The sequence below is a fragment of the Actinomadura sp. B10D3 genome (genome assembly GCF_039871695.1).
Lineage (GTDB): Bacteria > Actinomycetota > Actinomycetes > Streptosporangiales > Streptosporangiaceae > Spirillospora > Spirillospora madurae.
Genome location: NZ_JBDPLY010000095.1, coordinates 1 through 1,239, shown reverse-complemented (window position 1 = coordinate 1,239; position 1,239 = coordinate 1). Strand labels below are relative to the sequence as shown.

At 68.9% G+C, this 1,239-nt stretch carries 2 protein-coding genes; both read right to left on the bottom strand.

Annotation, left to right across the window (positions count from 1 at the left end):
* Positions 1–846 (bottom strand): IS3 family transposase (locus ABGB11_RS42410; RefSeq protein ID WP_347641370.1); only part of this gene is annotated, 846 nt, incomplete at its 3' end.
* Positions 843–1,199, bottom strand: a complete 357-nt coding sequence (locus tag ABGB11_RS42405; protein ID WP_347641368.1) for a transposase — start codon at positions 1,197–1,199, stop codon at positions 843–845. The genes ABGB11_RS42405 and ABGB11_RS42410, both read right to left, overlap by 4 nt.
* Positions 1,200–1,239 lie beyond the last annotated feature (40 nt).

Here is a 1,239-nt window from a genome sequence, read left to right as displayed (position 1 = left end):
CGTGATCGGGGCGAGCCCGTCGTTGGCGCTGTGCCTCCTGCTGGTGTTGTAGAAGTCGGCGATCCAGGTCGAGATCTTGATGCGGGCCTCGGCACGGGTGGTGAAGTGGTGACGGTGCACGAACTCGACCTTGAGTGTGCTGTTGAACGCCTCGGCGGCGGCGTTGTCCAGGGCGCACCCGACCCGGCCCATCGACTGGGTGATGCCGTGCCGGCGGCACGCGGCCGCGGTCCTGGCCGCGGTGTACTCCGACCCGCGATCGGTATGGAAGATCACCCCGTCGACGTCGCCACCGCGCGTGGTGACCGCCATCTGCAGCGACGCCACCACCAGGGCTGCGTCGTGGTGGGCCGACATGGCGTGACCGAGCAGGCGCCGGGAGAACAGGTCCTCGGTCGTCGCGAGGTAGAGCGGCCCCTCGTCGGTGTCGATCTGCGTCACGTCCCCGCACCACAGCACGTCCGGCGCCACGGCGGTGAAGTTGCGGCGCACCAGGTCGGGCGCGGCCAGCCGACGTCCCGGCCGGGTCAGCGACCGCCGCCGCCCCGGCGGACGGCCGGCCAAGCCGAGCTCGGCCATCCGCGCGGCGACGGTGTTGACCGAGACCTTCCAGCCCTCTTCCCGCAGCTCATCACAGATCCGCGGGCTGCCGTAGGTGCCGCCCGAGGCGGTGAACAGCCGCTTGATCTCCTCGTCCAGCCGGGCCCGCCGCTGCTCGCGGGCGGTCGGGGCACGGTTGATGTGCTTGTAGAACCAGGACTGCGAGACCTCCAGGGCCCGGCAGGCGATCGCGTGCGGGATGCCGTGCTCGGTCCTGCAGGACGCGATGAACTCCGCGACGATCATCGGTTCATCGAGTCCTTCACCCACAGGACCACTGATCGCTTGAGCACCTCACGCTCCATCTCGAGCTCGGCGCGTTCCTTCTCCCATTCGGCCTTCTGACGAGCGTGCTCACGAGCCGTCTCGGTCTTGAGCCGCCGCAAATGGGCCAGCTCGCGGCGTTCGGCGTCGTTCAGTGCACCGCTGCCCTCGCCGTCACCACCGCGTTCACGGTCGGCCTTCACCCAGTTGTGAAGCGTGTACGGGTTGATCCCCAGGTCCCGCGCGACCTGCGCGACGGGCTTGCCGGTCTCCTTGACGATCCGCACCGCTCCCTCGCGGAACTCCGGATCAAACCGGCGTCTCTTGTCTCCCACGACCCAACCATCTCTCTGGTTCAGGTCTCCACGCTACGAG